Annotated in this window: 14 protein-coding genes and 1 pseudogene; 8 read left to right on the top strand and 7 right to left on the bottom strand. The window is 40.4% G+C overall.

Going from position 1 to position 18,159, the window contains the following annotated elements; translation table 11 throughout:
- Positions 1-8: 8 nt before the first annotated feature.
- Both Q0Y52_RS01800 and Q0Y52_RS01805 read right to left on the bottom strand, forming a co-directional pair.
- Positions 9-290 carry an NAD(P) transhydrogenase subunit alpha gene (locus Q0Y52_RS01800; protein WP_297818092.1) on the bottom strand — a complete coding sequence of 94 codons (282 nt, stop codon included), beginning with the start codon at positions 288-290 and terminating at the stop codon, positions 9-11.
- Positions 290-1,462, bottom strand: a complete 1,173-nt coding sequence (locus Q0Y52_RS01805) for an NAD(P) transhydrogenase subunit alpha (RefSeq protein WP_297817210.1) — start codon at positions 1,460-1,462, stop codon at positions 290-292. The genes Q0Y52_RS01800 and Q0Y52_RS01805 overlap by 1 nt, the downstream gene beginning before the upstream one ends.
- Positions 1,463-1,984: 522 nt before the next feature.
- Here Q0Y52_RS01805 and Q0Y52_RS01810 point away from each other — a divergent pair.
- Entirely contained in the window at positions 1,985-2,500 is a 516-nt protein-coding gene (locus Q0Y52_RS01810; RefSeq protein WP_297817213.1) for an RDD family protein, read from the top strand.
- 11 nt (positions 2,501-2,511) lie between these two features.
- On the opposite strand, the gene lptG is transcribed toward Q0Y52_RS01810, so the two are convergent.
- Both lptG and lptF read right to left on the bottom strand, forming a co-directional pair.
- Complete coding sequence (gene lptG / locus Q0Y52_RS01815) at positions 2,512-3,579, bottom strand: LPS export ABC transporter permease LptG (protein WP_297817215.1); 1,068 nt, start codon at positions 3,577-3,579, stop codon at positions 2,512-2,514.
- Complete coding sequence (gene lptF / locus Q0Y52_RS01820) at positions 3,572-4,681, bottom strand: LPS export ABC transporter permease LptF (RefSeq protein WP_297817219.1); 1,110 nt, start codon at positions 4,679-4,681, stop codon at positions 3,572-3,574. The genes lptG and lptF overlap by 8 nt, the downstream gene beginning before the upstream one ends.
- A 248-nt stretch (positions 4,682-4,929) precedes the next feature.
- Here lptF and pepA point away from each other — a divergent pair, with 248 nt between their 5' ends.
- Genes pepA through Q0Y52_RS01835 form a run of 3 tightly spaced genes read left to right on the top strand, consistent with a single transcriptional unit; the run spans position 4,930 to position 9,789 of the window.
- The gene (gene pepA, locus Q0Y52_RS01825; RefSeq protein WP_297817222.1) at positions 4,930-6,435 is read left to right on the top strand and encodes a leucyl aminopeptidase; all 1,506 of its coding nucleotides are present in this window, start codon (positions 4,930-4,932) and stop codon (positions 6,433-6,435) included.
- Between the two features lie 41 nt (positions 6,436-6,476).
- Positions 6,477-6,944: a DNA polymerase III subunit chi gene (locus Q0Y52_RS01830; protein ID WP_297817225.1), complete on the top strand. Its 468-nt coding sequence runs from the start codon at positions 6,477-6,479 to the stop codon at positions 6,942-6,944.
- Positions 6,937-9,789, top strand: a complete 2,853-nt coding sequence (locus Q0Y52_RS01835) for a valine--tRNA ligase (protein WP_297817230.1) — start codon at positions 6,937-6,939, stop codon at positions 9,787-9,789. Before Q0Y52_RS01830 ends, Q0Y52_RS01835 begins: the two co-directional genes overlap by 8 nt.
- 512 nt (positions 9,790-10,301) lie before the next feature.
- Here Q0Y52_RS01835 and Q0Y52_RS01840 read toward each other — a convergent pair.
- Positions 10,302-10,838 (bottom strand): DUF3016 domain-containing protein, encoded by a 537-nt coding sequence (locus Q0Y52_RS01840; protein ID WP_297817233.1) that lies wholly within the window; start codon positions 10,836-10,838, stop codon positions 10,302-10,304.
- Positions 10,839-11,036: 198 nt separating this feature from the next.
- Complete coding sequence (locus tag Q0Y52_RS01845; protein ID WP_297817237.1) at positions 11,037-13,049, bottom strand: beta-propeller domain-containing protein; 2,013 nt, start codon at positions 13,047-13,049, stop codon at positions 11,037-11,039.
- A 498-nt stretch (positions 13,050-13,547) separates the two neighbouring features.
- Here Q0Y52_RS01845 and Q0Y52_RS19340 point away from each other — a divergent pair, with 498 nt between their 5' ends.
- The gene (locus tag Q0Y52_RS19340) at positions 13,548-13,769 is read left to right on the top strand and encodes a MipA/OmpV family protein (protein ID WP_366939209.1); all 222 of its coding nucleotides are present in this window, start codon (positions 13,548-13,550) and stop codon (positions 13,767-13,769) included.
- Between the two features lie 110 nt (positions 13,770-13,879).
- On the opposite strand, the gene Q0Y52_RS01855 is transcribed toward Q0Y52_RS19340, so the two are convergent.
- Entirely contained in the window at positions 13,880-14,245 is a 366-nt protein-coding gene (locus tag Q0Y52_RS01855; protein ID WP_297817242.1) for a hypothetical protein, read from the bottom strand.
- 243 nt (positions 14,246-14,488) lie between these two features.
- On the opposite strand from Q0Y52_RS01855, the gene ccoG reads away from it, so the two are divergent.
- The 3 genes and pseudogenes from ccoG to Q0Y52_RS01870 all read left to right on the top strand — a co-directional run bounded on the left by ccoG (position 14,489) and on the right by Q0Y52_RS01870 (position 18,158).
- Positions 14,489-15,928 (top strand): cytochrome c oxidase accessory protein CcoG, encoded by a 1,440-nt coding sequence (gene ccoG / locus Q0Y52_RS01860; RefSeq protein WP_297817244.1) that lies wholly within the window; start codon positions 14,489-14,491, stop codon positions 15,926-15,928.
- Positions 15,925-16,889: pseudogene (locus tag Q0Y52_RS01865) on the top strand (serine/threonine protein kinase). Before ccoG ends, Q0Y52_RS01865 begins: the two are co-directional and overlap by 4 nt.
- Positions 16,890-17,534: 645 nt before the next feature.
- The gene (locus Q0Y52_RS01870) at positions 17,535-18,158 is read left to right on the top strand and encodes a thiol:disulfide interchange protein DsbA/DsbL (protein ID WP_297817247.1); all 624 of its coding nucleotides are present in this window, start codon (positions 17,535-17,537) and stop codon (positions 18,156-18,158) included.
- Position 18,159: the final 1 nt, after the last annotated feature.

Below are 18,159 nucleotides of genomic sequence, written 5' to 3' on the forward strand. Positions count from 1 at the left end.
ATATTTTCCTACTGCTTTTTCTTGAACATGGCAAGCATTCGGTCAGTAACCAAATAACCACCCACGACGTTTATCGTCGCCAAAAAGACTGCGAATGCACCAAGATAAGTGGAATATTCACCCATGCGGTCACTGCCAGCTAAGGCCAACGCACCCACAACCGTGATACCAGAGATGGCATTCGCTCCAGACATCAAAGGTGTATGTAAGGTAGCAGGAACTTTTTGAATAAGTTCAAAACCAACAAAAATTGACAGTAGTAAAATGAATAGTAAGTATATGGCGTCCATCATTGATCCTCTTTTTCGCTTGTGGTTTGATTATTAGCCTCATAAACAGACTTAAGCATGGCATTCACTACTTGTCCTTGATGAGTAATGATACAACCAGACTGAACTTCGTCTTCAAGATCGAGCTGAAAAATATTGTCTTCTTTGTGCCAAAATTCGCTGATTAAATTAAACAGGTTATTGCTGTACATTTGTGTGGCATGTTTGGCTACTCCATTTGCCCAATAACCCGTGCCAATAATAGTTACTCCTTCGTGCTTGATAATTTCACCCGATATGGTGCCTTCAACGTTACCACCATTTTCAGCGGCCATATCAACTATCACACTGCCCGCTTGCATCGATTCAACCGTTTTTATGTCGATAAGCATGGGAGGCTTACGCCCAAATAACTGAGCGGTGGTGATCACTATATCTGACTCGGCAATACATTTAGCTTGTTCGCGTTGCTGAATTTGCATTTGCTGTGGCGTTAAAGCCTGAGCATAACCCTGCCCTGTTTCACCGGTTTCACCTAAATCGATATTCAAGAACTTAGCACCTAAGGATTGAACCTGCTCGGCTACCACGGTGCGGGTATCAAAAGCCGTGACACTGGCACCTAGGCGTTTAGCCGTGGCGATAGCTTGTAAACCTGCCACCCCAGCACCAATGACAAATACTTTAGCGGGCTTAAGGGTGCCTGCTGGCGTCATCATCATGGGTAAAACACTTTCAAGCTGATTAGCCGCTTGCATCATCATGACATAACCCGCCAAACTTGCCTGAGAACTGAGGGCATCCATCTTTTGACAACGACTAATACGCGGGATCATTTCCATACTGATGCTGGTGATATCATTGTCACAAAGACTGGCTACAAATCCCTTCTCATTAAATGGGTCTAAATAACTCATGATAAGGGCGTTGGGCTTTAAATGACGAAGGTCATCTGTACTGAGCTTGTGCAAACTAGGTACAATGTCGGCACTAGCTAATAAATCAAGGCGACTAGCCACAATTTCAGCTCCAGCGTCTGCGTATTCCTCATCACTCACATGGATATGTTGACCAATACCAGCTTGCACATGCACAGTAGCACCCAATAATTTGTATGCTTTAACGTTTACTGGTAACACAGCACAACGTTTTTCCTGTGGCTTAATCTCAGCAGGGAACCCAAGAATTGTCATAGAAACCTCAAAGTTAATGGAGTACGATAAATATGCCTTATTTAAGAATGAAATAAAAATTCATAGTATTTATAGTGGGTATGATATTGCCTGGTTTTTAGCAAAAAAAAAGAAAATACTGATCGATTTGCATTAAAAAACAGATTGGCTGTATCAAAATAGTTAACCTAAACTCGGATAATAATAGATGCAGACTGTCGAAAGCATTATATAAAGCAATCGCTCTTAGAGCGTTGGATCACAATACCCGCAAAAGTTGAAGCATGGTTTGCCAGTTTGGCGTTGCATGGGTATAAAATTTTTACTCAATCTACACTTTATTGCTTTTATTTTTTCAGCACCGCAAGAAGATCGGCTTATAGAAAATTCATGAGCCTGCAAACACATGTTTTTTAACATACTACTGAACGCTGATGATCAAAACCTGATGGCTAATAAAAATTTAAATATTAAGTCATCTCAAAATGTATATTTCTGTGATTTTACTGATAAGCTCTAACTTTATTTCTATCAAGGTATATTGTGAGCTCTTCGCACCCACAACACATCCGAGCCAATTTCTTACGTAGACTAGCTGCCATGGTATACGACATATTAGTGGCGGTAGCTGTCGGCATGTGTGCGGCAATGATAATGTTACTGACAATGTTGTTGCTAGTTGAAAACAATGTGCTGGACAATCAAGGTTATGAGCACTTTAGTGATCTCATTCAACAGTCTTTTAGCTATCAATTAACTTTGCAGGTATGGGTAGCCTTATGGGTTGTTGGATTTTTTCTTTGGTTTTGGCGAAATGGCGGTCAAACTATAGGTATGAGAGCGTGGCGCCTTCGTTTATTTAGTACCAATGAGAAACCTTTTGGCTATAGACGCGCACTTTTGCGTTTAATATGTTCGTTTGGCGGATTAGGCACTATTTTAGTGTTGTTGGATTTCAAATCAAAACAATCATTGCAAGACAGGATCGCCCAAACTGAAATATTGGTGTTAAGCAAAGAAGATAACCATCATTCTTCTTGGGGGAAAATACAAGAATAAACGGACAGACACTAACCTTTTCTTTGCAGTAAATACATTGAAAAAGCGGCAAAAACTAAGCTAGGCAGAGCTGCCCCTATGAACGGTGGAAGTTGGTAAACCAAGCTTAAAGCGCCAAATACTTCGTTACTGACAAAAAAGCCAAAGCCTGTTAATACCCCTAATATCACTCTCGCTCCCATGGTAACACTGCGAAGCGGTCCAAAAATAAATGACAATGCCATTAACAACATCACACCGACAGACAAAGGCTGCAGTACTTTTCGCCATAAGGCTAACTCGTAGCGACTAGGATCTAGGCTGTTATTATTACTATAATTAACATATTCAACTAACCCCCGAATCGACAGAGCTTCAGGCTTGACTGTTACGACACCTAGTTTGTCTGGTGTGAGTGTCGACAACCACATCCCTTTGTCAAGTTGTTGGTATCGGATCCTCTGATCGTCAATAAAGGTGTATTTGACTTGCTCTAATTGCCAACCATCCTCGCTATAATTCGCTTGCAAAGCACTGATAATTTGCCTTAGTACCAGATTCTCATCGAACTCGTATACATTGACCTTACGCAAAGTATTGGTATCGACCACTTCACCGATACTCACAAAGTTATCACCATCTTTTGCCCAGGTTATTCTGTCAGAAGCAAATAAACTACCGCCAGAAATAGCCTGAGTTCGTATTTCTTTGGCTTTTGTTTCAGTAACAGGAGCAACCCATTCACCTATGAACATCACAAATAACATCATTAATAGAGCGGACTTCATGGCAGAAGTAATAATATTCCAGCGGCTTTGACCGGCTGCTTGCATCACAACCAATTCGCTGTTGCTAGCCAAAATCCCCATACCAATTAGTCCTCCAATCAAGGTAGCCATAGGGAAAAATTGCTCAACATCTCTGGGTAAACTAAGTAAGACATACACTAATGCGACTGTCATATCATAACTGCCACGCCCTACTTGTTTCATCTGCTCGATAAATTTAATTAAGGCGCTTAATCCTATCAACACACTCAAACTCAGTGCAGTTGTTGCCAGCAAAGTCTTAGCAATATATACATCGAGTATTTTAAGCATGGACATCACCTTTTAATCGAGCACGCAGCTTTACACCAAAAGGACGACCTTTTAGCAATAATACGGCTCCAATGGATAACAACACTGCATGCACCCACCATAATCCTAATTGCTCAGGTATGTTGCCATCTTCTAATGCCTTCCTCCCCGCCATTAGCAGCATAAAGTAGCCTAAGTACAGCAACAATGCAGGAAACATTTTTCCAAAGCGACCTTGTCTAGGATCAGCGGCACTGAGGGGCACCGCAATCAGTACCAAAAATGGTAGCGATAAAGGAATAGCAATGCGCCAATGAAGTTCTGCTAGCGCATCTAATGATGGGTCAGTTATTAGGTCTGCGGTTGGATATGCACTTAATTTTCTACGTTTTTTTTCAGGTTGTTGTTCAGCAATTTGAATTTGATACTCTTCAAACTCAACAACCCGATAGTCTTGCCTACCCACTTCGCCCTCATATTGTTTGCCTTGATTCAGTATCAATTTTTGGGCGCCATTTACTTGCTCTTTTATGCCACCACTGGTTGCATACACAATTCGCACATCTTCAGAATCGGAGTCTGCATCTCTTTGTGCTAGAAAAACCTTTCTTAAGGGGTTCTGACTATTATCGATATCATGTACAAATATTACGGCTTGCTGATTGGCAGTTTGTTGGAAACGTCCAGGGATCAAGCTTGTTAAGCCACTTTGTGCACCGACCTTTTCTTCTAGTTGGTAAGTACTTTCAATGGATAAAGGCGTTAGCCACAGAGTTAATCCCCCTGTAAATAAAGACATAAAAAAAGCAAGGATTAGCATAACACGGGTGATATACCACTCACTGATACCACATGCCCGCATAACACTGATCTCGCTGTCGACGTACAATCGGCCATGTGCCAACATAATGCCCAAAAACAGGCTCAGTGGTAACACTATTGACGCTAAAACCGGCGTATGCAAAGCTAAAAAACCTAATACTAAACCAGCAGGGATTTCTCCTTCAGAGGCATCAGCTAATACCTTGACGAATTTTTGCGTAATAAAAATAGCCATCAACAACATAAAAATTGCCAGTTGAGACTTCAAAGTTTCTTTCATTAAATAGCGGAAAATCAGCACAACACATCCAAGGGAAAGTAGTATTTTTAGTGGCACTATGGGAAATTTTAAGTAAACTTAACGTTTTCACAAGTTTAATTTATAAAGTGTGCATATTTAATGCACTCAGCCACGATCTTATTTACAGATTATGTCCGGCTGAAGTTAATCTTACAATAATATAGCTGTATTACCCAACGTCGCCTTTCAATTATGAATTAAAAGGAAAAATGGTTGCAGTATTATTCATCATGTAACGAGGATTCAAAGTGGAATTTAGCGTAAAAAGTGGCAGTCCAGAAAAACAACGCAGCGCCTGTATTGTGGTAGGTGTGTTTGAGCCTAGGCGTCTAACATCTGTGGCCGAACAGCTCGATATTATTAGTGAAGGCTATATTAGTAACCTACTAAGAAGAGGGGATTTGGAAGGTCAAGCCGGTCAAATGTTATTACTTCACCATGTACCTAACATCTTAAGTGAGCGAGTATTGTTAGTAGGATGTGGCAAAGAGCGCGAACTAGACGAACGCCAATACAAACAAATCATCTCCAAAACTATTAAAACGTTAAATGAAACAGGTTCAATGGAAGCGGTTAGTTTCTTGACTGAATTACATGTTAAAGGTCGCGATACATATTGGAAAGTGCGCCAAGCTGTAGAAGCCACACAAGATTCGCTTTACACTTTTTTACAGCTTAAAACCAAAAAAGGTGAATTACGCAGGCCATTGCGAAAAATCGTTTTTAATGTATCCACACGTCGCGAGTTATCCATTGGCGAACGAGCACTTGGGCATGGTTTAGCCGTCGCGCAAGGCGCTAAAACCGCTAAAGATGTAGCCAATATGCCACCAAATATTTGTAATCCCAAATATCTACTTGAACAAGCAGAGATGTTAGCCGTTACTTATGAAAACCTGCATGTTAGCTCAGTCAATGAAAAACAGATGGACGAGTTAGGTATGCACACTTACTTGGCTGTGGGCCGAGGCTCCGTCAATGAGTCAATCATGACTATTATGGAGCATAAAGGGGGCCCATCAGATCAAGCGCCAATCGTTTTAGTCGGTAAGGGATTAACCTTCGATTCAGGTGGTATTTCTATCAAGCCAGGCGAAGCCATGGATGAAATGAAATATGATATGGGTGGTGCAGCTGGAGTGTTAGGGGCAATGCATACCATTAGCGCTCTGAATCTGCCGATTAATATTGTTGGTATTTTAGCGGGTTGTGAAAATATGCCCGATGCAAATGCATACCGACCTGGTGATATTTTAACCACTATGTCAGGCCAAACAGTTGAAGTGCTCAATACCGATGCCGAAGGGCGATTAGTATTATGTGATGCCTTAACTTATGTAGAACGTTTCGATCCTGAGTTGGTAGTAGATGTTGCTACATTAACGGGTGCTTGTGTTGTGGCTTTAGGCAAACACGCTAGCGCAGTATTCAGTAACCATAACCCTCTTGCTCATGAATTGATCAATGCATCTGAACAAAGTGGCGATAAAGCTTGGCGTTTACCTTTATGGGATGAATATCAAGATCAAATTGAAAGTCCTTTTGCTGATATGAGCAATCTTGGTGGCCGTCCTGCAGGCGCAATCACTGCAGCCTGCTTTTTGTCTCGTTTTACTCGTAAATATAACTGGGCCCATATGGATATTGCGGGCACAGCTTGGGTTGGAGGTAAAGAAAAAGGTTCTACTGGTCGGCCTGTGCCTATGTTGTCTCAGTTCTTAATGAACCGTGCTGGTATTGAAACAGAAGATTAATCACGCTTTTTAGGAACCACATCTTAGGAACCACTTCGTATATGTCTAATGTAACGTTTTATCTGCTTGATGAAACAGATGACACACACCAACAGCCAGCGCACTTTGCGCTGGCTTGTTTGTTGGCGACCCGTAGTTATCGGCACAAACAAAAATGTTTAGTTTATTGTCAAGACCAAAGCCAAGCCGAGCAATTTGATGAATTACTATGGCAACTGCCCAACGATGCCTTTGTTCCTCACAATTTAGCCGGAGAAGGTCCGGTGGGCGGCGCACCTGTTGAAATATGTTGGCAAACACCCAGCCAATTTAATCGACCCTTACTGATTAATTTGGCAGACAAAATTCCCGATTTTCATCAACGATTTAGACAAGTCATTGATTTTGTGCCTGCAAAAGAGCAACTCAAACCTCAGGCCAGAGAACGATATAAACAATATAGAGCGGCAGGTAATCAACTCGATACCCTACCCGCCTCAAGCATTAACGAGGCACAAAATAATGGATAAGACATTTAATCCACAAAATATAGAACGCGACATATACCAAAAATGGGAAGATAGCGGTCAATTTAAACCTTCTGGAGAAGGTGAGTCCTACAGCATCATGATACCGCCACCAAACGTGACGGGCAGCCTGCATATGGGCCATGCGTTTCAACAAACCATTATGGATGCCTTAACCCGATACAAACGTATGTCAGGCAATAATACCTTATGGCAAGTGGGTACTGACCACGCTGGCATTGCTACTCAAATGGTAGTGGAGCGAAAGTTAGCAGCAGAAAATGGACCCACTCGTAAAGAATTGGGCCGCGATGCTTTTATCGACAAAATTTGGGAATGGAAAGCCGAGTCAGGTAATACTATTACCAACCAAATGCGTCGATTAGGTGCTTCAGTTGATTGGGAACGTGAGCGTTTCACTATGGATAAGGGGCTTTCAAACGCAGTAAATGAAGTATTTGTACGCCTGCATTCAGAAGACTTGATCTATCGCGGTAAACGCCTTGTTAACTGGGATCCTAAGTTACATACCGCCATATCTGACCTAGAAGTAGAAAGTAAAGACAAAAAAGGTCACATGTGGCACTTTCGTTATCCCTTGGCTGATGGGGTTAAAACAACTGATGGCAAAGATTACCTTGTAGTCGCAACAACCCGACCTGAGACAGTGATAGGTGATACAGGTGTAGCCGTTAATCCAGCAGATCCTAGATATAAAGACTTGATTGGTAAGTTTATCGATTTACCTTTGGTAAATCGTCGTATTCCTATCGTTGGTGACGAACATGCAGATATAGAAAAAGGCACCGGCTGCGTAAAAATTACGCCAGCTCATGACTTTAACGATTATGAAGTCGGTAAACGTCATCAATTACCGATGATCAATATTTTGAATTTCTCTGGTGAAATTCGCCAGCAAGCTGAAATATTCGATACAAATGGTGAAGCAACCGATGCCGTAAATTCAGCCATACCTGAAGAATTTCAAAACTTGGACCGTTTTGCCGCCCGCAAAGCCATAGTGGCCAAATTTGATGAAATAGGCTTCTTAGAAAAAGTAAAAGACCACGACCTCACTGTGCCTTATGGTGATAGAAGTGGGGTGGTGATTGAACCTATGCTGACTGACCAATGGTATGTACGTGCAGCACCTCTAGCCAAAGTCGCAGCCGATGCCGTCACCAATGGCGAGATTGAATTTGTACCTAAACAATATGAAAACATGTATTTTTCTTGGATGAATGATATCCAAGACTGGTGCATTTCACGTCAATTGTGGTGGGGCCATAGAATACCCGCTTGGTACGATGAACAAGGAAATGTATATGTGGGCCGCAACGAAGCACAAGCTCGTGCAGAAAACGGCTTGGGCGCTGATGTGTTACTCAGACAGGATGACGATGTATTAGACACTTGGTTCTCCTCTGCGCTGTGGACGTTTTCTACATTAGGTTGGCCTGAAAATACTGAAGACTTAAAAACGTTCCATCCTAGCGATGTATTGGTCACTGGTTTTGACATCATTTTCTTCTGGGTAGCCAGAATGATCATGATGACTATGCATTTTATTAAAGATGAAAACGGCAAACCACAAGTACCTTTTAAAACAGTATATGTAACAGGCCTTATTCGTGATGATGACGGGCATAAAATGTCTAAGTCTAAAGGTAACGTCATTGACCCCTTGGATATGATTGATGGTATTTCTCTGGAAGATTTACTCGAAAAACGTACCGGTAATATGATGCAGCCTAAAATGGCTGAAAAAATTAAGAAACAAACGGCGAAGCAGTTCCCTGATGGCATAGAGTCTCATGGCACAGATGCACTGCGTTTTACCCTAGCAGCAGTCGCTTCTACCGGCCGTGATATCAGTTGGGACATGAAGCGCTTAGAAGGCTACAGAAACTTCTGCAACAAGTTATGGAACGCCAGTAACTTTGTGCTGATGAATACCCAAGAACATGATTGTGGGTTTAATTCAGATTCGAGTATGACTTTTTCACTTGCAGACAAGTGGATCATGGGGCAATACCAAAACACCATAAAAGCTTATCGCGATGCGATGGATACCTATCGTTTTGATATTGCCGCACATACATTATACGAATTCACATGGGATCAGTTTTGTGGTTGGTATATAGAATTAACCAAACCTATTTTATTGCAAGGTACTGATGAGCAGCAACGCGGTACTAGGCATACCCTAGTTACCGTCTTAGAGTCTTTGCTACGATTGATGCATCCTATTATGCCGTTTATCACAGAGACTATCTGGCAAAATGTATCGCCTATCGCTAACTGTCATAGCGCCACCATCATGAATCAGGTGTACCCTGAATATGATGTTGCCAAGGTTGATGCCACAGCGATGGCAGATTTGGAATGGGTAAAAGGTTTTGTTTTATCTATTCGTTCTATTCGTGGTGAAATGGACATCTCGCCAAATAAACCTTTGTCGGTGTTACTGCGCAATGCCTCACCAGAGGATATTAGGCGGCTTGAAGAAAACGTCATATTCTTGCATTCAATTGCCAAGTTAGAAAGTGTCACCACATTGAGTAAAGAGGATATATCACCCGCTTGTGCTACATCGTTATTGGGCTCACTTGAAATTATGATCCCCATGGCAGGCTTAATTGATAAAGATGCTGAATTGGCTAGGATTGCTAAAGCTTTGGATAAATTAGAAAAAGACTATGCTCGAACTCAAGGAAAACTCGCCAATGAAAAGTTTGTGGGTAATGCGCCTGACGTGGTGATTGAAAAAGAAAAAGCGAAGCTGGCTGATTTTACTATGCAGATGGGCAAACTACATGAACAGCGCAGCACCATTGCATCGTTATAGGATGAAGTGGTGATGAGGGAATGTGTTATCAATATTGGTGACACGTTCTAGTTATTTTTAGTGCTGTTGTATTGTTGTGCAATTGAATAGATAATTTTTACGATAAAGAGGTCGTTACAGAGTATTGGCTAAAAAAGGCAATCTATCATAACCTCGCAAATTATTTGCCAGTCAATCCATTTTAATAAACCTATCTGAATTTACGATTAACGGCACCGATATAAAGACTTCGTTGCCGGGTATCTAGGTAAATAACTAGTTTGTGTTATGCATAATACTGATACAAAAAATGCACGGTAGATAGCAATACATATCCCTTAAAATATAGTGCTGCCACATAAATACAGCGATGTGGCAGTCTACGTGACTATGGGCAGTGGCATTAAGACTTAACAACCAATGCTATATTGGCGATGGTAGCTATCATTAAACAAACCGACACTGCTTATGTTGCTAAATAGGCAATTACTCATATCGCCATTATTCCTCAGTTCAGCCCTCGAAGTAGCCAGCTATTTTGGGGTAACCTTCTGATTTATATACGCAGCGAATTCTTGTTTAAACCAACGTTGCAACATGTTTTTTTCGTAACGCAATGACTCACTTTTGAACAAGTGATGACTGCGATCTAGAAAAGACATATCTTTGAGTTTCACTTCGGCCTGTTGCACTACTTCACCAGACTCATCCAATAATTTATAGCTAAAATTTATCCTTGGTATATCAATATTTTTAACGATCCGCACATCAGATGTTCCATGTCCTAAACCAAGATGAGAGGCAGGCCAGACTTGTCCAGCCAGATCAAGATCAGTGACTTTCATTAGTAATTTTTGGTTATCAGGTAATGCCAACGATAATTCATTCATATATTCGTTAATATCTTCAAAAGTCGCGTCTCTAAATCTTTTTCGCGACTGATTACTGGGCCTAACATCACGGTATTTTTCGGGCTTATCCCATTCAATTTCGACTTTAGCCTGAGCCAAAACTTGATTAGAAAAACCTAATGTCATTGCAGAAATAATCAATCCGCTTAATATTTTCATAATAAATCTCCTGCATTAAGGTAGTTGTCAGTATTACCATGACACCTGAATATATACTGAATCTAATTTAAATAAGTTGCAATAGGTCTATTTATCTTCCATTTACAGAGCTAAAGCCAAACAAAAAAATCGGTTTACACCGAGCAAGGATGAGAACCCGGATCAAGCTAACACAATCAGCAACATAATTATCACTGATTAAAAAGGCCCAAAAATAGCAGCATTTTTAGACCAAGTGGTCTGCCATACTTGATTACCGTGGATGTAATACACCTTGTCACCATGAATAATACTTCTGTCATCCCATCCACTGGCATAAGGTTGTTCACTTACATCAGGCCGTACCTCACTCCTTTGAATTAACTCTGGATTGTTAGATGTGGTGTCCACTTCGAGCAACAACAAACTATTAGATGATCCCCAGTAGTCTAAAAGTTCATCGATAGGCATGTTCCAACTTTCAACAGGCAGTGCGAATTGGTAATTGCCATTACTATTTAGCACTGTCAATGCCCGATAATCATATTCGACTGGCGTATAACTGCTGGGCTTAATGATACTGTTCACTTCAACGGGGTTGGTTGGTTCAGATACGTTAAACAAACTAATTTTCATACCTTCTTGAGACACAGGTTCGTCAATTACCTCTCCACTTTCAGGAATGTTGTTAACGTTAACCTGCTGACCTATTCCAAGTAAATAGCCATTATCCAAAGGATGTAAATAGCTAGAAAATCCAGGGATTTCTAATGCACCTAACACCCTTGGGGCGTTAGGATCCGCTAAATCGATTACATAAAGTGGGTCTATCCTTTCGAAGGTGACAATATATCCTCGGTCTCCCAGAAATCGGACGGCATAAATATCTTCACCAGGTTTACCGATAGGCTCTGGGGATGAGTCATTGGGCAATGTAGCCAACATAGCTAACTCATTGCCTTGCTGATTTAAGATTGAAAGTTTATGTTCAGGCTCACCAGAAGTGTAATCAGTGGTCACAATACGTAAGTGATCATTTTGTTCACTTAAACGCAGATTAGCTGCTCCTCGCCAACCAATAATACCGTCTACGTTTCCTGTTGCCTGATACGTCAAATTTGCGTCTAACGACACTTTATGCAAAACAGTTTTATTATCCACAGATGCACTGAGATACAAGTTTGCCTCTGACATATATAACATATTCGCTACAGAGCTAATGCAGCTTGATTGAATGTCATTCGGGTCAGTTAAACTAATCCTGCTTACAGTCAAAAGATGGGCATAACCATCTTTCTCATTAGCCTGAGCAGGTATGACACAGTCTTTAGTTGAGTTCAGAGGTGTGCCTTCGTCGCCATTCCGATAGATCTTTGGCATAAGCCCCGAATTAGGCGTATCCAAAATAATTAAATAGTTGGCCAGTAACTCTTCTTCTGTTGTTGCATTAGGGTTAAGCCCCTCAACATAGGCAGTATAACTAGTCACTAGATAAAGATCATCGCCTATGCGACGACTCGATACCATCGCACCATCTATCTTAATATTGCTCACCGTGGATGGGTTACTCGGTAAAGAAGTGTCATATATATCTAAAGTTAATTTCTGCTCATTTGGTGACCAAGGCTCTGGGGCAATCGAAAGAGCATCAATAGCATAAAATTCAACATTGGCACTCAATACTGCTAATCTATCATCATGTTGATACATGCCTCCTATATTCGAATTTTCATCCAAAAGAGGTAACTCAGCCACTGAATTTAACGAAAAATCATTTTGTCTCTCTAACACTCTCACCTTTGACTGAGAAACGCCTTCCTTAAGCCACTGCTGATAAGCAGCCAAATACAATATGTTGCCATCGTATTCTATACGGTCTGCTTCATCGACCCCAGATTCTTGAGTGTTGGTAGTAGAAAAACTGGCACTGACACTATCTTGGCTTACTGTTGGTACTGCCACTCCTTCTTTAGAAGTCTTGGCATATTCAAATGCCGCCGAGTAAATACCATTTTTGATAAAACGGCTAACAGACACTTCACCCGCCCTAACCAAGGGTCCATCAAATGTAGTTGCCGAGTTAAGCTGCGGTGCTTCAGTAGGTCTTTCATTTACAGATTCGACAGCGACTTGTGCAGTGTCATCTGAACAAGCTGTTAATACAAAAACGATCATCAGTATGATTGCTAAACACAACTTGTTACTAATATTATTCGTTTGGGTTTGAAGCATGCTCAAATACCTTTTCATATAAATCTTATAATTTAATATAATCATTTGAAGCTATTATTTATACGTAAATATGGATCTAATTGTGAATAATGGTAACCCACTGACAAGTACCACAAAAACTCTACTAGGCTTCGCACATTATTAATATTAAATGTTTTGTTTCACACACAGCATTTTTTGTTCATTTTCTTATGTAAGTGTGTCTCGGGAACAATACTAGTCTGTTGTGAAGATGGAACATGCATTAAGACAAGTAGCTGGCAACTTGGTTTAGCATTTGGGGTCGGCGTTAAAGCCAGTCCACTGGTGGATAGAGACGATATTCCGTTAGTGATACTGCCTGACATTGCCTGACACTGCCTGACATTGCCTAGTACGCAGAAAAAGCCTATTTTGATAATGGTGAGCTAGGCTATCAATGGCAGTATTTGAGGACATTATTTTTTATCAAATGGCGAATGGCAACTCATATTCCAGCAAGATATCAGTCATGTTCATGTGGGCCAGCAGGTAGGTCTGGATTACAGTTATAGATGGTTATGGCATGATTTTCGATTGGGATTACGCATAGGCACTGATTGGAAAAATGCAGATTTGATTGACTATTATTATGATGTTTCACAAAGAAATACCGACTTTTCCGGATTTTACTTTAAAGGCAAATCAGGATGGCAAACTTATATGTCAATCAATGCTCAAAAGCCCATTAACGAAAACTAGCCATGGTTTAGCTATCGTAAATAGAATTGATGATTGGCATCAAGGAGACTGCTATGTAACCGATGGGAAATTGGGCGGTGCTAAATTTATTATGAGCTTGCCCAGCCCTTTCAACTAAGATTATCAAGAATACCTTTTCGACTAATCTCACCGCAGACGTGACGTAAATTGCTCCCATAAATATAAGGATTTTTATCTCCAGCATAACAATAATGCTGATTAAAGTTTTTTAGTTCAGTTTTTGTGCTGGTGATTTTATATAAATATTCAGTTTGCGACTCGGTAAAACCTTGAACCTGCTCCGAAATTTCATTTCTAAATTTGGCGAGTTGCTGATTATCAATGGTCATAGATATACCATGCATCCACTGTGAAGTCGTCGTTTGCATATCCAACAACCAAAGTTGCACCAACGCACTGCGCAAAATCATTATCAAAGCCAAAATTTCGAACGTCACTACAAAAAAACGCAACATATATTATGTCTCAAAAACCATCTATTGATATAAGGATTTTATACATTACGTGATGATGGCACCGAAAACATCCCCCAGAGTTATACCTTCGGATAACCACGAATAACCATTCTTGAGTTTTGATATGAGTATAAGAAAGACTGACTGGGATCAAGCACGGCAGTAAACATGCTGATATACTCTACAAGCGACCAGTCTGTTGAACTCTCAACATCTGTCTTTTTGATATACCAAGGACATACCATGAGTGAGCGAATTCCCGTAAAAAATATCTCACCCGTAAAAGTACACTACCCAGATAAAAACAAACATGGCAATTCCTATACTCCTCGCAACAGAATATACGTACGAGCGGTCACAGGCATGTTGGAAAATATTCGTCGCTTTTTTGGAATGTTTTTTTTAAGTGGTTTTGCACTTTTACCTTGGCTCCAGTTTAATGGCAGCCAAGCAGTGTTACTTGATTTCGGTGCACAGCGTTTTAAAATATTTGCCTTAACACTATGGCCACAAGATTTGACGTTATTCGCATGGATTTTAATAGTGGCCGCCTTTGCGCTATTTTTTGTAACCACCTTTGCCGGGCGTGTTTGGTGTGGCTTTATGTGTCCGCAAACTACCTGGACTTTCTTATATATCTGGTTTGAGGAAAAGATTGAAGGCAGTCGCAACAAACGAATGAAGCTAGATGAAAGAAAAATGGACTTTGACAAGCTATGGCGTAAGGCCCTAAAACATTTCACTTGGATTGGGATTGCTTTGATCACCGCATTAACTTTTGTTGGTTATTTCACACCGATTGACTCTTTATTTGTAGCATTTTTCACTTTTTCAAGTGGTTTTTGGGCAGTCTTCTGGGTGCTATTTTTCACACTTTGCACCTATGGTAACGCTGGATGGATGCGCGAAATTATGTGTACCCACATATGTCCCTATGCACGTTTTCAATCCGCTATGTTCGACAAAGACACCTTTACTGTTGCGTATAACACTGCTCGTGGGGAACAACGCGGACCCAGAGGACAAAAAGTCAGCCGTGAAGAAAATCAAACCAAAGGCTTAGGTGATTGTATTGATTGCAACCTATGTGTGCAGGTTTGTCCGACTGGAATAGATATTCGCAACGGTTTGCAATATGAATGCATAAATTGCGGGGCCTGTGTTGATGCCTGTAATGATGTTATGGAAAAGATGAACTACCCCAAAGGTTTGATTAGTTTTACTTCAGAAACAGAATTAGCAGGCGGTAAAACAAAAATATTTCGTCCTAAATTAATCGGTTATGGCATTGTTTTATTATTAATGTCGGGGCTGTTGGTATTCGACATAGCAACGAGAAAACCTTTGGAAATAGACATTATAAAAGACAGGGTACCTATGTACCGGGAAACAGGTAATGGCCTTATTGAGAATGTGTTTACCTTAAAAATTCTGAATAAATCTCAATACACCCAGCGCTATGATATATACATAGATAATCTTGAAGGACACACCTACATTGGTGAAGATGAAGTAACAGTTTCAGGAGGTGAGGTGTTCAATTTACCTCTGAGTATCGCCATCAATCCAAATAAATTAACCCAAGAGTCCACTGCATTTAGCTTCAGAGTTGAATCAATTGATGCTGAAAACACCCCAGTGACCGTTCAAGAAATCAGTAAATTTTTGTACCCTAATTTGTGAATACTTTCAATTTTTCGGAACTCACGCCTGATTTGATACTCGACGCCATAGAATCACAAGGCATGCTAGTTGAGTCTGGATTATTGACACTTAACAGCTACGAAAATAGGGTTTATCAGTTTATTGCTGAAGATAAAAAACGCTATGTTGCCAAGTTTACCGACCGCAGCGTTGGAGCCAGAACCAAATTCAAGAAGAGCATGATTTTTCTATTGAATTGGCATCCCACGCTATCCCTGTAGTTGCACCGCTGGTTTGCAACGCGCAAAGTCTGCAGGTTTACAAAGGATTTTCCTTTGCACTTTTCCCCTCAGTCGCTGGGCGGCAATTTGAAGAAGACAATGTAGATCACCTTGAATGGATGGGCAGTTCTATCGGTCGTATACATAGGGTTGCTAAAAGTCGCCACTTCAAACATCGACCTACTATGTGTATCGAAGAACATTTACTTGCCCCTTTGCAACAGTTGCAAAATAGTTCTCTGATCCCTTCTAGTTTGCCTACGGCGTTTTTCACTATTTTACAGCAAGTAGTCGATTTAGCTCAATCGCTTTTCGTCAACACAAATAACATTAGGCTTCATGGCGATTGTCACTCTGGTAACATATTATGGCGCGATGGCCCCACCTTTGTTGATTTAGATGATTGCAGAAGTGGTCCCGCGATCCAAGATTTATGGATGATGCTATCAGGCGACAGGCAACAGCAGTTGATTCAAATAAATACCCTAATCGAAGCTTATGAAGAATTTTGTGACTTTGATATGAGTCAGTTAACATTAATAGAACCCTTACGTGCCATGCGTATGGTGCACTACATGGCTTGGTTGGCAAGGCGCTGGCAAGACCCTGCTTTTCCACAAGCGTTTCCATGGTTCATCGATGTCAAGTATTGGGAACAACAAATACTTGCGCTGAAAGGGCAATTATTGGCACTTCAAGAGCCGGCATTAACACTGTAAATAGCGACTAAAACTCACGTCTCCCTCATGTGAACCCAATTTTCTGGATCTGGTGTTTATAATTAATCTCAGTTCAAATTGTGTGACTGTCAGTTAAACAATATTTTATACATGTGGATCAATTAGTAAGCATGTTTAATTCAAGCTATTCAAAAAAACCTAAAGTCAAAACGCGCCTTTTAACAGGTCATTAATGGGTGGTAAGGATATCAAACATATATGATATATCTGCGAACAACATCAATGCATTACCCGCTAGCTTGCCCAGCCCTATCCAGATTTTGAAATGAACGTTTACTGATAACTAGGAAGTTATAACGCGAAGATGAGGTTAGGTTAGGATAGGGTTCGAATACTAAAATGCCCAAAAACCTCTCTCGCAAAATATTTCAATAATCTGACTCAAAACACCTACGCCATCCTTTTAAATAAAAGTGAAAACCATGTTTTCTAAATGATTAAATATTCAATATTCAATATTCAATATTCAATATTCAATATTTAATAAATGGCACATTGTTAGTTAGATTTTTATATGTCATGTAAAATCATTACTATTATTAACATCGCTTTACAAAGTCCTATCGGATTTTTTTGATAGCTATGCTAATCTGCGAATAAATCTGAAATAAGTTGTGAGACGTTATGAAAAAAATATTATTGTTACTCAGTGTAGTTTTATTGCTACCTTTACAGGCCTGCGCTCAAGAAAAATGGCGCGAAGGCACACATTACAAAGTCATACTGGAACAAGCGACTGAGAAAAAAGAAGTCTTGGAATTCTTTTCTTTTTGGTGCCCCCATTGCTTTAACTCTGAACCTCTTGTTAAAGCAATCAAAAGCAAATTGGCTGATGATGTTGAATTCAAAAAAGTACATGTAAATTTTATGGGCTTTGCTAGCAAACAAACCCAAGATAACGCCACAAGAGCTATGATGGTGGCTAAAGCGTTGAAAAAAAGTGATCTGCTGAATCAAGCCATATTTCAATATATTCACGTCGCCCGCTCATCTATAACCGATATGAAAGATTTGAAAAACATCTTTATTGTGAACGGTGTTGAGCCTGAAAAATTTGACAAAATGGCCTCTAGCTTTGGGGTAGACAGCATGCTGCAAATGAATAATAAAGCCATTCAAAAATATCGTAAATACGTGAGTAGCGTGCCAAACTTTATTGTTAACGGCAAATTCCAAGCAACGTTCACGCGTGATATGAACCAAGCTGACATGGTTGATTTAATTGTATTTTTGTCAAATAAAAAATAAT

Origin of the sequence: uncultured Paraglaciecola sp., from assembly GCF_943787955.1 — a bacterium.
Classification (GTDB): domain Bacteria; phylum Pseudomonadota; class Gammaproteobacteria; order Enterobacterales; family Alteromonadaceae; genus Paraglaciecola.

What these genes read in the sequence shown, in the direction of transcription:
- Q0Y52_RS01800 (WP_297818092.1), bottom strand. Translation starts at nt 290, where the DNA reads ATGGACGCCATATACTTACTATTCATTTTACTACTGTCAATTTTTGTT.
- Q0Y52_RS01805 (WP_297817210.1), bottom strand. Translation starts at nt 1,462, where the DNA reads ATGACAATTCTTGGGTTCCCTGCTGAGATTAAGCCACAGGAAAAACGT.
- lptG (WP_297817215.1), bottom strand. Translation starts at nt 3,579, where the DNA reads ATGCTTAAAATACTCGATGTATATATTGCTAAGACTTTGCTGGCAACA.
- Q0Y52_RS01830 (WP_297817225.1), top strand. Translation starts at nt 6,477, where the DNA reads ATGTCTAATGTAACGTTTTATCTGCTTGATGAAACAGATGACACACAC.
- Q0Y52_RS01835 (WP_297817230.1), top strand. Translation starts at nt 6,937, where the DNA reads ATGGATAAGACATTTAATCCACAAAATATAGAACGCGACATATACCAA.
- Q0Y52_RS01840 (WP_297817233.1), bottom strand. Translation starts at nt 10,838, where the DNA reads ATGAAAATATTAAGCGGATTGATTATTTCTGCAATGACATTAGGTTTT.
- Q0Y52_RS01845 (WP_297817237.1), bottom strand. Translation starts at nt 13,049, where the DNA reads ATGCTTCAAACCCAAACGAATAATATTAGTAACAAGTTGTGTTTAGCA.
- Q0Y52_RS01855 (WP_297817242.1), bottom strand. Translation starts at nt 14,245, where the DNA reads ATGTTGCGTTTTTTTGTAGTGACGTTCGAAATTTTGGCTTTGATAATG.
- ccoG (WP_297817244.1), top strand. Translation starts at nt 14,489, where the DNA reads ATGAGTGAGCGAATTCCCGTAAAAAATATCTCACCCGTAAAAGTACAC.
- Q0Y52_RS01870 (WP_297817247.1), top strand. Translation starts at nt 17,535, where the DNA reads ATGAAAAAAATATTATTGTTACTCAGTGTAGTTTTATTGCTACCTTTA.